Here is a 13198-nt window from a genome sequence, read left to right as displayed (position 1 = left end):
CGAATCACGAGTTCGAGACGAGATGACCATCAGACAAGCCATGGTGCTGGCCGCGGGGCTCGGGACCCGCATGCGACCGATCACCGACACCATTCCAAAGCCGCTGGTGAAGATCGCCGGCAAGCCGATGATTGATTACACCCTGGATGCGCTGGCCGAAGCTGGCGTCGAGCGGGCGGTCGTGAACGTGCATCACCATGCCGACCAGATGGAAGCGCATTTGCGCAACTATCGTGGACTCGAGATCCTGATATCCGACGAGCGCGACGCGCTGATGAACAATGGCGGTGGGCTGGCCAAGGGGCTGAAGCTTCTGGGCCGCGACCCGGTTTTCGTCATGAATTCGGATCTCTTTTGGATCGGTGAAACACAGGGGCGCCCCACAAACCTGCAACGCCTAGCCGGACTCTTCGATGCCGAGCGCATGGACATGGCTATGCTCTGTGTAGCGCTCGAAAAGACCACCGGCCATAATGGCAAGAACGATTTCGGCCTGGCTGACGATGGCCGGCTTTCGCGCTATCGCGATGTCGCTCAGAATGGCGTCGTCTATGCGGGTACGCTGGTCATGACCCCAGCCGTTCTCGACGATGCGCCTGATGATGCCTTCAACGTCAACACCTATTACGACAAATCGATTGCCACGGGCCGGCTCTACGGCACCATGCTCGACGGGCATTGGCTAACGGTCGGTACGCCGGAGGCGGTCGGCGAGGCGGAGGAGACGATCCGGACTTTCCGGGCGTTTGCGTGAGACGATGACGGGCGGCCACCGGCAACGCATCCTGACGATCCCGGCGGGCCTGCCTTTCCTGAAGACCCTTGCCAGCGCCCTTTGCGACGGCCGGCTGACCGAGCATTTCCGCCATGATCCGAGCGATCCGCTGTCGCTCGCCAAGGTCACCATCTTCCTACCGACACGGCGCGCGGCGCGCGTGCTGCGCTCGGAATTCGTCGACCTCCTCGGCGGCCGTTCCGCCATCCTGCCGGTCATTCGCCCGCTCGGCGAGACCGATGACGACAGTGGTTATTTCGAGGAGGCGCTGCCGGCGACCGCCGATCTGGCGCAACCGCTTGCCAACACCGCCCGACTGCTGGAACTGGCGCGGCTGATCCTTGCCTGGCGCAACAAGCTGCCGCAGATCGTCCGTGACATCCATTCGGACTCGCCGCTGGTCGCGCCCGCAAGCCCGGCGGATGCCATCTGGCTCGCCCGCAACCTTGCCGAACTGATCGATTCCATCGAGACCGAGGATCGCGACTGGGCAGCGCTTGCCGATCTTAGCGCCGACGACCATGCGCTCTGGTGGCAACTGACCGCCGAATTCCTGCAGATCGCCAGCGCCTTCTGGCCGGCTCGACTGGAGGAGCTCGGCAAATCCTCGCCCGCACGCCACCGCAACGCTATCCTCCGCGCCGAGGCGCAACGGATCGCCACGATGCAGCATGCCGGTCCGATCATCATCGCCGGCTCGACCGGTTCCGTGCCGGCAACGGCGGAGCTGATCGCGGCTGTCGCCTCCCTGCCGCAAGGAGTCATCGTCCTGCCCGGGCTCGATCTGTCCATGCCGGAAGAGGACTGGCAGCTGGTGGCACCGGAAACCGGTATCGGCGAAAGGGTCGATCCGACGACGCGCAGCCATTCGCAATATGGTCTGTCGCTGCTGCTGAAGAGGCTGCACACGCCCCGGAGTGATGTCGAAACCGTTGCCGATGCGACTGGGGACATGCAGATGCGCGCTGAGATCCTGTCGCGTGCCCTGGCGCCGGCGAAAGCGACCAGCGGCTGGGGAGCGTGGCAGCAAACGCTTGCTCCTGACGCAATCAGCAACGCCTTTGCCGATGTCGCACTGATCGAGGCGGCCAACGAGCGCGAAGAGGCAACGGCGATTGCTATCGCCTTGCGTTTAGCTCTCGAAAAACCCGGACGGGATGGTGGCGAAAGCCAGGCGGCGCTGATCACACCGGATCGCAATCTGGCGCGGCGGGTGACGGCGGAACTGGCGCGCTTCGGCATCACCGCCGACGATTCGGCCGGTACGCCGTTGACTGCGACGCCGCAGGGCGCGCTCTTGCAATTGCTGCTCGAAGCGACGCTTCGCCCCGGCGATCCCGTAGCCATCGTTTCGCTGCTCAAGCATCCCCTCGCCCGTTTTGGCCTTCCACAGGGCGCGCTGCAGCTCGGCGTCGACGCGCTGGAAATCCTGGCGCTCAGAGGCGGCATCGCCGATGTCGATATCGGCGCGCTGGAACCGTTGCTCGACCGCCAGCTTGCCGAACAGGCGAAGAACCGCCATATGCCGCAATGGCGCAAATCGCTGCCTCCCGAAGCGGTGGACCGGGCGCGCGAACTGGCCGGGCAAGTTACCAAGGCATGCGAACCACTGACATCCGCGCTTCAGCCTTCCGATGCGCTTCCCACGCTTTCCGACTGGGCCGATCACACTGGCCGGGCGCTTGAAGCCGTGGCCGCCGACGAACGCGGCAATCTGGCGACACTCTGGTCCGGCGAGGCAGGCGATACACTCGCCACCTTGCTGAAGGAAGTGATCGGCACCGACGGCCAACTGGAAGCGGATGGGTCGCAATGGATCGATATCGTGGCCGCACTCTGTGCAGGTCAAGCCGTCAAGCCGCGCGCCTTGAGCCATCCGCGCCTGTTCATCTTCGGCACGTTGGAAGCCCGCCTGCAGAGCGTCGATACGCTGATCCTCGGGGGCTTGAACGAAGGCTCCTGGCCGGGACAGACCGCCAACAATCCCTTCATTTCCCGCACCATGAAAACCGAGATTGGCCTGGAGCCGCCGGAGCGGCGCATCGGCCAACTCGCCCACGATTTCGAAATGGCGAACGGCACGCGCGACCTGATCTATTCGCGCGCGTTGCGCCAAGGCTCGACACCGACCGTGGCGTCGCGCTGGCTGCAGCGGCTGATGGCGCTGGGCGGCAAAGCTTTTGCAAGCGAATTGAAGGCGCGCGGCGATCAATACCGTCATTGGGCCGGAATGATCGATCAGGGCGAGAACCAGGCCCCGGCGCAAAGACCGGCGCCGCGACCGCCCGCCGAGCTGCAGCCGAAAAGCTATTCCTTCAGCGAGGTCGGCCGTCTCCGCCGTGACCCTTACGCGATATATGCCCGACGCGTGCTGCGGCTCGATCCGATCGATCCGTTCAACCGCGATCCCGGTCCGGCCGCGCGCGGCACGCTCTATCACAAGATCATCGACCGCTTCATTCGCGAGGGCCACATTGCCGGCACGCCGGATGCATCGCTGGCTATGGACCGTATCCTCACCGAACTGTTCGACGCCGAGCAATTGCCTGTTCATATCGACAGCGTCTGGCGGCCGCGCTTCCGTGAAGTCGCGCGCGCTTTCCTTATCTGGGAAGCGGAGCGACGGCCGGAGATCCGCAAGACGGCAACGGAAGTGCCGGCCGGTGTCCAGATCGAGCCGATCGGCATCCGGCTGACCGGCGTCGCCGACCGTATCGACTTCAAAGGTGGCAAGGCTGCCGATATCATCGACTATAAGACCGGCTACAATCCCTCGCCGGCGCAGGCCCGCACGCTGCTCGATCCGCAATTGGCGCTGGAAGCCTATGCGCTCAAGGCCGGCGCCTTCCGTGATATCGACGCGCTCGTCCCGGAAAACCTGCTTTATGTCCGGTTGAGGCCCGGAGATCGCTTCAAGGTCGATCAGGTCAACAACGAGCTCTCGAGCCGTGGCGGCAAGACGGAAACGAAATCGGCTTTGGATCTGGCGCAAGAGTCGATGGACCAGCTCGTCAAATTCGTTTCCCTGCTCCAATCCGGCGAAAAGGGTTTCTCCTCGCGGCTGATCCCGGCGCAGCAATTCGAATATGGCGGTGACTACGATCACCTCGCCCGCGTCTCGGAATGGTCGACGGCGGAGACCGAGCAGGAGGGTGGCGGCGATGAGTGACCTTCCCGTAAGCGAACTGGCCGCCCTGCCCGATAGCGACGATGCCGGCGCGTGGATCGGCTGGACGACGGTGCAGCAATCCATCGCCTCCGATCCCGAGCGTTCCGCCTGGGTCTCGGCCAATGCCGGTTCGGGCAAGACGCATGTGCTGACACAGCGCGTTATCCGCCTGCTGCTCGCCGGCGCGCATCCCTCGGCCATTCTCTGCCTGACCTATACCAAGGCCGCCGCCTCCGAAATGTCGAACCGTGTCTTCGACCGGCTTGCCGCCTGGGCAACCTTATCTGATGAGGAATTGAAGGCCCGGATCGCCGAAATCGAAGGTGTGGCGCCGGATCTGTTCAAGCTCGCCGAGGCTCGGCGGCTCTTTGCCAAAGCGCTGGAAACGCCGGGCGGGCTGAAGATCCAGACAATCCACGCCTTCTGCGAGGCGCTACTGCATCAATTTCCGCTGGAAGCCAATGTCGCCGGCCATTTCTCCGTGCTCGACGACCGCGCCGCCGCGACCCTGCTGGAGGATGCCCGCCGGTCGTTGCTGACCGCGACGACGCCGCAGCGGGATGCCGAACTTGCGGAAGCCTTTTCCTACGTTCTCAATCTCGGTGATGAATCGGGCCTGGAGACGCTGTTTGGCGATATCGTCGCCAAGCGCAACGCCATTCGCCGCTTTACCACGGATGCAGAGCGGAAAGACGGTATCGATGCCGCGCTGCTTGCCCGGCTCGGTCTTTCAGCCGATGATACAGAGACCGGCATTGCGGAGCAATATTGGCCGCTGCCCGGCCTCTCCGGCGCGACGCTGGAACTTTATCTCACGCTTGCCGACCAGAAGGGCGGCGCGAAGGCGCAGGAGGTTGCCTATGCACTGCGTCTCGCCAAACGTGAGGCGAATCCGGTCGCCCGTGCGGACATCCTCGAAAAGGTGATGCTGACGGGCAAGGGCGAGCCGAAGTCGGACAGCCAGTTCTTCGTCAAGGCGATGCTGGCGGACGCGCCCACGCTTGCCGAGGCCGTGGCTGCTGCCCGCGCCCATGTCGTCACCTGCCGCGACAGACTGAAGCTGATGCGGATGTATCGCGCCACCCGCGCGGCGCTCGTTCTGGCCGACCGGCTGAACCGCGACTATGAAGAGCTGAAGAAACGCCGCAGCCAGCTCGATTTCGAGGATCTGATCACCCGCACCGCCGATCTCCTGACCAAGAAGGATGTCGGCCCCTGGATCCACTACAAGCTGGATCAGGGCATCGACCATATTCTCGTCGACGAGGCGCAGGATACCAGCCCGATCCAATGGAGTGTCATCCAGTCTCTGGCGGAGGATTTCTTCTCCGGCGAAAGCGCCCGACAGACGCTGCGAACCATCTTCGCGGTCGGCGACGAGAAGCAGTCGATCTATTCCTTCCAGGGTGCGCGGCCCGAACGTTTTTCCGAGGAGAGTGACCGGACGCGGCGGCGGGTGGCGACCAGCGGCCAGCAGTTTTCCTCGATCCGCCTGCCGCTCTCCTTCCGCTCAACCGCCGATGTGCTCGCCGCCGTCGACCATGTCTTCACCGCGCCGGAAAATGCCCGGGGGCTGAGCGCCGTCGATGAACCGGTCGTGCATCGCTCAAGCCGCATCGGTCATCCCGGCGCCGTCGATCTCTGGGAGATGATCGCGCCGGAGCCGGCGGCGAAGGAAGAGGATTGGACGGCACCCTTCGATTCGACACCGGAAAGCGCACCGGCAGCGATCCTGGCGCGGCGGATGGCGCAGACGATCGGCAATCTCATCGGCCGCGAGACGATCGTCGACAAGGGCAAGGCCCGTTTCATCGAGGCCGGCGACATTCTCGTCTTGGTGCGCAAGCGCGACAGCTTCGTCAATGCGCTGACCCGCGCCCTGAAGCGACGCAACAATATCCCCGTCGCCGGCGCCGACCGCCTGGTGCTGACCAGCCATATTGCCATTCAGGATCTTCTAGCGCTCGGCCGTTTTCTGCTGCTACCGGAAGACGACCTTTCGCTCTCGGCTCTTTTGAAAAGCCCGTTGTTCGATCTCGGTGAAGACGACGTCTTTGCGGTCGCCGCCCTTCGCGACAGCAATGAAAGCGTGTGGACCCACCTGCAGAAATTCGCCGATGACGGCAATGAGCGGTTCCGATATGCGGTCGACCGGCTGAAAACCTTCCTCGCTTTGTCGAAAAGCCTGTCCGTTCATGATTTCTACGCCCGCGTGCTCGGCAGCTTCGGCGGCCGGCGACAGTTTCTGGCGCGGCTCGGCACCGAGGTCAGCGATATCCTCGATGAATTCCTGACCTTCACGCTCGACCACGAGACCTCCGGCCTGCCGGGCCTGCAATCCTTCGTCTCGACGCTGGAGCTGGAAGCGCCGACGGTGAAGCGCGAGCAGGACAAGGGCCGCAACGAGGTGCGGATCATGACCGTGCACGCCTCCAAGGGTCTGGAGGCGCCGATCGTCTTCCTCGTCGATGGCGGCGGCAAGGCCTTTACCCATACGCATCTGCCGAAGATGCGGCTGATCGAGACCGGCAAACAAGATATCCCGCTGCCGGTCTGGGTGCCGGTCTCGGCACTGGCCAATTCACTGACCCAGGCCGACACCGCCAGGCTGCAATCGCTGACGGAAGAGGAATATCGCCGCCTGCTCTATGTCGGCATGACCCGCGCCGCCGACCGGCTGATCATCTGCGGCTATCGCGGCATCCGTGAGAACGCCGATACATGGCACGCCATGATTTCCGCGGCGCTGCGGCAGGACGGTGAACGCTGCACGCCCGTCAGCTTCTCGGGGCCGGATGGCGAGTGGCAAGGATTGAGTTGGCGCGTCACCCAGGTCGAGCGTAGTTTCGAGCGCATGGAACAGGCGGAAACGATCATCGATCGTGGCGCGCTGCCCGCCGGGCTCAGCCGCCCGCTGCCGCCGCAGCAAAACCTGCCGCGGCCGCTCAGCCCCTCCGGCGCCGGCACCGTTATCGACGACGAGGCCGACAATCTGCTGGTCGCCTCGCCGCTGTTTACCGAAAAGGCCAAATCGGATCGCTCGCTGGAAAAGGGCCGCTTCATTCACCGCATGCTGCAGACATTGCCGGAGATAGCGCCGGCGGATCGTACCGAGGCGGCGCGGCGCTATGCCGAACGGGCCGCACGCTTCTGGCCGCAAGCGGAGCGCGATGTGTTGATCGAATCTGTCATGGCGCTGCTGGCGCACCCGGAATTGCAGGGCGTTTTCAGCGCCCATGCTCAGGCCGAAGTCTCGATCATGGGCACGTTGACGCTCGATGACCAGGCCTATGCCGTCTCCGGCCGCATAGACCGGCTGACCGTGCTCGACGACCGCGTCGTCATCCTCGACTACAAGACCAACCGCGTGCCGCCGCGCTCAGCCGAACAGATTCCGTTCGCGCATCGGGCGCAGCTTGCCATCTATCGCGAGATCCTGTCGCCACTCTATCCGGGCAAACGTATCGATTGCGTGCTCGTCTATACCGAGAATGCCTCGATCCACACGCTCTCCGGCGAGGCGCTCGCATTGGCGCTTGCAGAGCTCAAAACAAAGTGAAATACCACATATTGAAATTGAAGGGCGACACGCTCACATATCTAGCAACAGCAAATCCTGATAAGGAGCAGCCTATGGCTACCGTTAAAGTCGATAATGCCAACTTCGCCTCCGAAGTTCTTCAGTCCGCAGAGCCTGTCATTGTTGATTTCTGGGCCGAATGGTGCGGCCCGTGCAAGATGATCGCCCCGTCTCTCGAAGAGCTCGCCGTGCAATTCGAAGGCAAGGTGAAGGTCGCCAAGCTCAACATCGATGAGAACCCGGAACTGGCTGCCCAGTTCGGCGTTCGCTCGATCCCGACGCTTGCCATGTTCAAGGCCGGCGAAGTCGCCGACATCAAGGTTGGCGCCGCTCCGAAGTCGGCTTTGGAAAACTGGATCAAAGGCGCTGCCGCTGCCTGATCAGGTATCGATTGAGTGAAACAAAAAGCCCGGCTCGTCCGGGCTTTTTTATTGACCGGATGCATTACTTCGGCGGCGTGCCGTTGTCGGCAAGGACATCGCCGACGAGATAGAGCGAGCCGCCGATCAGGATGCGCGGAGCCGGCATGTTGGGCACGGCGAGTTCCCTGATTTCATCCAGCGCCTGACGGACCGTCGACATCGGTTCGGCCACCAGACCGGCATCATAAGCCGAATTGGCCAGGATGACCGGGTCGATCATCGACTCGCTACCACGGATCGGCACGCAATAGACCTTTTCCGCCAAACCGGTGAAAGCCTTGAAGTAACCGACGGGATCCTTTGTGTTGATCATGCCGATGATCAGGAATAGCGGGCGCGGCTGACGCTCCTCGAAACTGGCCATGGCTTCGGCGATGACCTCGCCGGCACCGGGATTATGGCCGCCATCGACCCAGATTTCCGCGCCTTCAGGCGCATGCGGCAACAGCGCGCCCTCCGTCAGGCGCTGCAGGCGGCCCGGCCATTCGACCGAGATCAGCGCTTTTTCCATCATCGCCTCGGTGACGGTAAAGCCTGCGGCCTTGACGGCGCGAATGGCGGCGGCGGCATTGGCATATTGATGCCGGCCCGGCAGGCGCGGCAGCGGCAAGTCTGCGAGGCCGAATTCATCCTGATAGACCAGCCGGCCATATTCCTCATGGGCGGAAAAATCCTGGCCGAAGACGGCGGTCGGGCAACGCAGCCGCTCGGCCGTCGATATCAGCACGTCCAGGGCCGCATCATAGTCCTGATGGCCGATGACGACGGGCCGGCCGGCCTTCATGATCCCGGCCTTTTCGGCGGCGATCAGCTCGACCTTGTCTCCGAGATAGGGCTGGTGATCGAGCGAGATCGGCATGATCACCGAGGCGGCCGGATCGGAAATGACGTTGGTGGCATCGAAACGGCCGCCGAGGCCGACTTCGATCACAGCGGCATCGGCCGGATGCTCGGCAAACAGGATGAAGGTGGCGGCCGTCAGGATCTCGAACACCGTGATCTTCTCACCGCCATTGGCGTCGGCGATGCGCCGCAGCACTTCGGCAAAGACCGCGTCGGCGACCAGTCCGCCACGGCCGCCCTTGACGCCGATGCGGTAGCGCTCATGCCAGTTGACGAGATGCGGCGAGGTGTGGACATGCACACTGTAACCGCCTGCTTCCAGAAGCGCGCGGCAGAAGGCCGTCACCGACCCCTTGCCATTGGTGCCGGCGACATGGATCACGGGCGGTAGCTTCGCCTGCGGATTGCCGAGGAGGTCGAGGAGACGAGTGATCCTGTCCAGCGAGAGATCGTAGCCCTTGGGGTGCAGCCCCATCAGCTTGTCGATCTCCTGCGCTGCCTCGCTCACTGCGGATTGATCCATCGCCGTCACCCCGCACCTCCGCTTTTAAGTCATGTGTTCAGGTCAGCCCTTCGCCACCAATGGCACAGCCGCGCCGTTCAGGCTTTTCGCGGACACATCATTTGCCGGAGCCTTGGTCAGGATCTTCAGAAGCCTCGCCAGCGTATCGGGGATATCGTGGCGCTTGATGACCATGTCGACCATACCATGCTCGAGCAGATATTCCGAGGTCTGGAAGCCTTCCGGCAGCTTTTCGCGGATCGTCTGTTCAATGACGCGCTTGCCGGCAAAGCAGATTTCCGCGCCCGGCTCCGCCAGGTGGACATCGCCGAGCATGGCATAGGAGGCGGTAACACCACCGGTCGTCGGATTGGTCAGGACGACGATATAGGGCTGGCCGGCTTCCTTCAGCATGTCGACGGCAACCGTCGTCCGCGGCAGCTGCATCAGGGACAGAATGCCTTCCTGCATGCGGGCGCCGCCCGAAGCCGGGAACATCACCAGCGGGCATTTCTCGGCAATGGCACGTTCAAACGCCTTGACGATAGCCTCGCCGGCGGCAATGCCGAGCGAACCGCCCATGAAATTGAACTCATGGACGACGGCCACAAGCTTCAGGCCGCGAACCTTGCCGACGCCGGCAACGATCGTGTCTTCCTGATCGGTCTTGACGCGGCTGTCCTTGAGGCGGTCGGCATATTTCTTCGAGTCGCGGAACTTCAACGGGTCCTGCGCGACCTTCGGCTGGACCAGCGCTTCATATTCGCCCTTGTCGAAAAGATCGGCAAGGCGGGCCTTGGCCGGCATCTTCATATGAAAGCCGGAAGCAGGAATGACCCACTTATTGTCTTCCAGATCCTTGTGAAAGACCATCTCGCCGGTCTCCGGGCACTTGATCCAGAGATTTTCCGCCACTTCGCGGCGGCCCAGCATGGAATTGATCCGCGGGCGGACGTAATTGGTGATCCAGTTCAATTCGAAAACTCCTGATCGACTGACTTAATCGATATCGTAGTCGTCACCTAATGCCCATAGGCCTTTTCTTCAACCGTTTCCGGTCGAAGGGTCCAGCCTTTGTGGGAAAACTATTCGGCGGCAACAAGGCGCGCCGAGCGCGTTCCCGTCGACAGGCCTCGCACCAGCGTCGCAACAGACTGAATAGTGTCGGGCCCGGCCTTGCCATCCTTGGTCAGGCTGGTGGCGATCTGGTTGACAATCGCCGTGCCGACGACCACGCCATCCGCGGAGCCGCCGATGACCTTGGCGTGCTCGGCCGTCTTGACGCCGAAGCCGACGCAGACCGGCAGATCGGTATGCTGCTTGATGCGCTTGACGGCGCCGGACACCAGGGACGGATCCGGCAAGGCCGAGCCGGTGATGCCGTTCATCGAGACATAATAGACGAAACCGGATGTGTTTTTCAGCACGGTCGACAGGCGCTTTTCGTCAGTAGTCGGCGTCGCCAGACGGATGAAGTTGATGCCCTTGCGGATCGCAGGGATGCAGAGCTCGTCATCCATTTCCGGCGGCAGGTCGACAACGATCAGGCCGTCGATGCCAGCGGCGATCGCGTCATCGAGGAAGGTCTCGACGCCGTAGATATAGATCGGATTATAGTAACCCATCAGTACGATCGGCGTCTCGACATCCGTCTTGCGGAAGTCGGCTGCGAGCTGCAGCGTCTTCTTCAGCGTCTGCCCGGCCTTCAGCGCGCGCTGGCCAGCGAGCTGGATCGCCGGGCCATCGGCCATCGGATCGGAAAAGGGCATGCCAAGCTCGATGACGTCGGCGCCGGCTTCCGGCAGCGCCTTCATGATGCCGAGCGAAGTATCATAATCGGGATCGCCACCCATGAAATAGGTGACGAGTGCCGGGCGGCCTTCAGCCTTCAGAGCGGCGAAGCGTTTGTCCATACGTGCGGTCATGGTGTCTAACTCACATTCCCAGAATCTTGGCGACGGTGAAGATGTCCTTGTCGCCGCGACCGGAGAGGTTCATCAGGATGATCTCGTCCTTGCCCATCTTCGGCGCGCGCTTGATGACTTCGGCGAGCGCGTGGCTCGGCTCCAGCGCCGGGATGATGCCTTCAAGGCGCGTCAGCGTCTGGAAGGCTTCCAGCGCCTCATAGTCCATGATCGGCACATATTCGGCGCGGCCGATATCATTCAGCCAGGAATGCTCCGGGCCGATGCCGGGATAGTCGAGGCCAGCCGAAATCGAATGCCCCTCTTTGATCTGACCGTCGCCGTCCTGCAGCAGGTAGGTACGGTTGCCGTGGAGGACGCCGGGCGAGCCGGCGGTGATCGAGGCGCAATGCTCGTCGCCCTGCAGGCCCTTGCCGCCGGCTTCGACGCCGACGATCTTGACGCTCTCGTCATCGAGGAAGGGATGGAAAATGCCGATCGCGTTCGAACCGCCGCCGACGGCGGCGATGACGAGATCCGGCAGGCGGCCTTCGGCTTCCAGCATCTGCTGCTTGGCTTCTATGCCGATCACGGCCTGGAAGTCACGGACCATCTCCGGATAGGGGTGCGGGCCGGCGGCCGTGCCAATCAGATAATAGGTGTCGTCGACATTGGTGACCCAGTCACGAAGCGCTTCGTTCATCGCGTCCTTCAGCGTGCCGCTGCCAGCCGTCACCGGGATGACCTCGGCGCCGAGAAGCTTCATGCGGAAAACGTTCGGCGCCTGGCGCTCGACATCGGTCGCGCCCATGTAGACGACGCAGGGCAGGCCGAAGCGGGCGGCAACGGTCGCCGAAGCGACACCATGCTGGCCGGCGCCGGTCTCGGCGATGATGCGGGTCTTACCCATGCGCTTGGCGAGCAGGATCTGGCCGATGCAATTGTTGATCTTGTGCGAGCCGGTATGGTTCAGCTCCTCGCGCTTGAAATAGATCTTGGCGCCGCCAAGCTCGGCCGTCAGGCGCTCGGCGAAATAAAGCGGGCTCGGGCGACCGATATAATGGGTGCCGAGCGATTTCAGCTCCGCCTGGAAGGCCGGATCGTTCTTCGCCTTTTCCCATTCTTCCTGCAGGTCCAGGATCAGCGGCATCAACGTCTCAGCGACGAAGCGGCCACCATAAATACCGAAACGGCCGTCTTCATCGGGACCGGCGCGGAAGGAATTCAGCTTTGGCGTCTGGTTCACTCTTAACTCCCTGCTGCCGGTTCCGGCAGGCATGCTTCTGCAAAAGCGTCGAAAAATTGGTCGATCTTGTTCAGATCCTTCACACCCGGCGCGCTTTCGACGGCGGATGAAAGATCGATGCCGGTGGCCTTGGTGGAGGCAAGCGCTAGCGCGACATTGTCCTTGTTCACGCCGCCGGACAGCATGTAGTCGACGCGATCGTCGAGCCAGCTCAAAAGGCTCCAGTCGAAGGACACGCCGTTTCCGCCCGGCAACTCAGAACCGGCCGGCGGCTTGGCGTCGAGTAGGAAGCGGTCGGCAATGCCGATATAGGCTTCGACCCGCTTCAGATCGTCGGCGTCCCGCACGGCAAGCGCCTTCATCACAGGCACATTATAGACTGCTTTGATCGTCAGCACACGCTCCGGGCTTTCATTGCCGTGGAGCTGAAGAATATCCGGACGCACCAGCGAGATAATCTCATCAAGATCGTCATTGGTCGGATTGACCGTCACCGCCACGATCTTCGCCTTGCCGCGAGCGCGCTCGGCAAGCTTGCCGGCAAGATCCGGCTCGATATAGCGGGGGCTCTTTTCAAAGAAGATAAAACCGACATGCGTGGCGCCGCGCTCAAGCGCACGATCCATAGCTTCCGGCGTTTTCAGACCGCAAATTTTGATATCGGGGTTCATGGCAGCGGAGTGACATGAAAATTCAAAAGAGTCGAGCCTAAACGCGACGTGCGCGGGAATTTTACGCGTCTCTTGCGGAGCCGAAT

The 13198-nt window shown here is 62.6% G+C and carries 9 protein-coding genes; 4 read left to right on the top strand and 5 right to left on the bottom strand.

Translation table 11 applies throughout. The annotated features are described in order from the left end of the window. The first annotated feature begins 22 nt into the window (after positions 1–22). From EX00_RS02700 to trxA, 4 genes are all read left to right on the top strand, one after another. Positions 23–754: a nucleotidyltransferase family protein gene (locus tag EX00_RS02700; protein WP_047453878.1), complete on the top strand. Its 732-nt coding sequence runs from the start codon at positions 23–25 to the stop codon at positions 752–754. 4 nt (positions 755–758) lie between these two features. Then, positions 759–3944, top strand: coding sequence for a double-strand break repair protein AddB (addB, locus tag EX00_RS02695; protein WP_047453876.1), 3186 nt, complete (start codon positions 759–761; stop codon positions 3942–3944). Further along, positions 3937–7503 carry a double-strand break repair helicase AddA gene (gene addA, locus EX00_RS02690; RefSeq protein ID WP_047453874.1) on the top strand — a complete coding sequence of 1189 codons (3567 nt, stop codon included), beginning with the start codon at positions 3937–3939 and terminating at the stop codon, positions 7501–7503. The genes addB and addA overlap by 8 nt, the downstream gene beginning before the upstream one ends. A 74-nt stretch (positions 7504–7577) precedes the next feature. Then, positions 7578–7904 (top strand): thioredoxin, encoded by a 327-nt coding sequence (trxA, locus tag EX00_RS02685; RefSeq protein ID WP_047453872.1) that lies wholly within the window; start codon positions 7578–7580, stop codon positions 7902–7904. 64 nt (positions 7905–7968) lie between these two features. Here the strand turns inward: trxA and EX00_RS02680 are convergent, their stop codons facing one another. From EX00_RS02680 to EX00_RS02660, 5 genes are all read right to left on the bottom strand, one after another. Then, positions 7969–9264, bottom strand: a complete 1296-nt coding sequence (locus EX00_RS02680) for a bifunctional folylpolyglutamate synthase/dihydrofolate synthase (RefSeq protein ID WP_047453950.1) — start codon at positions 9262–9264, stop codon at positions 7969–7971. A 90-nt stretch (positions 9265–9354) separates the two neighbouring features. Then, positions 9355–10266, bottom strand: a complete 912-nt coding sequence (gene accD / locus EX00_RS02675) for an acetyl-CoA carboxylase, carboxyltransferase subunit beta (RefSeq protein ID WP_047453870.1) — start codon at positions 10264–10266, stop codon at positions 9355–9357. A gap of 110 nt (positions 10267–10376) precedes the next feature. After that, positions 10377–11216 carry a tryptophan synthase subunit alpha gene (gene trpA, locus EX00_RS02670; RefSeq protein WP_047453868.1) on the bottom strand — a complete coding sequence of 280 codons (840 nt, stop codon included), beginning with the start codon at positions 11214–11216 and terminating at the stop codon, positions 10377–10379. A gap of 10 nt (positions 11217–11226) precedes the next feature. Beyond that, positions 11227–12441 (bottom strand): tryptophan synthase subunit beta, encoded by a 1215-nt coding sequence (trpB, locus tag EX00_RS02665; RefSeq protein WP_047453866.1) that lies wholly within the window; start codon positions 12439–12441, stop codon positions 11227–11229. 2 nt (positions 12442–12443) lie between these two features. After that, positions 12444–13112 carry a phosphoribosylanthranilate isomerase gene (locus EX00_RS02660; protein ID WP_047453864.1) on the bottom strand — a complete coding sequence of 223 codons (669 nt, stop codon included), beginning with the start codon at positions 13110–13112 and terminating at the stop codon, positions 12444–12446. Positions 13113–13198 lie beyond the last annotated feature (86 nt).

The organism is Martinezella rhizogenes (assembly GCF_000799715.1).
Taxonomy (GTDB): Bacteria; Pseudomonadota; Alphaproteobacteria; order Rhizobiales; family Rhizobiaceae; genus Rhizobium; species Rhizobium rhizogenes_C.
This window is presented reverse-complemented; position numbering and strand designations above follow the sequence as displayed.